Consider the following 663-nt stretch of genomic DNA (forward strand, 5'->3'; position numbering starts at 1 on the left):
AATCAAAACCACCAGTGTGAACTGGTGGTTTGTTCTGCGGCTGAAAGCCTTTGTTGCCGGCCTCGGCCTTAAAGGCCCTCTGAAAGGGTTTCCCTTTTGCACCACACTCACTCGCTGATTCTATAAGAATCTTTTATCTTTTCTTATTTTTTTGCCCTGTAAATGGATCAAATTCTTCAAATAAGGTTAACTGATCACTCATATAATCTTCTTTTAGCTGATTCCTTATATATTCCTGAATTTGATGCTTGTTTCGGCCCACTGTATCTACAAAAAATCCTCGACACCAAAATTTACGATTCCCCTATCGATATTTTAAATTAGCGTGTCGATCAAAAATCATTAAGCTACTTTTACCTTTCAAGTACCCCATGAATTGAGAGACACTTAACTTCGGTGGAATACTAACTAACATGTGTATGTGATCCTTACATGCATTTGCCTCATGTATCTCAACACCCTTCCTTTCACAAAGTTCTCTTATAATTTCACCGATACTTCTTTTATATTTCCCATAAATGATTTGTCTTCTATATTTTGGTGCAAAAACAATATGATACTTACATCTCCATTGTGTATGTGCTAAACTATTCTTGTCCTGCATTGGACTGCCTCCTTCGTGGCGAGATTTGGTGGTCGGGAAACCAACCTTATCTTACCACG

Annotated in this window: 1 pseudogene; it reads right to left on the reverse strand. The window is 38.0% G+C overall.

The annotated features are described in order from the left end of the window. Positions 1 to 133 precede the first annotated feature (133 nt). Positions 134 to 604 (reverse strand): annotated as a pseudogene (gene tnpA / locus OWO01_RS15955) (IS200/IS605 family transposase). Between the last annotated feature and the right edge of the window lie 59 nt (positions 605 to 663).

It is taken from the genome of Natronobacillus azotifigens (assembly GCF_026805325.1).
Classification (GTDB): Bacteria; Bacillota; Bacilli; order Bacillales; family Amphibacillaceae; genus Natronobacillus; species Natronobacillus azotifigens.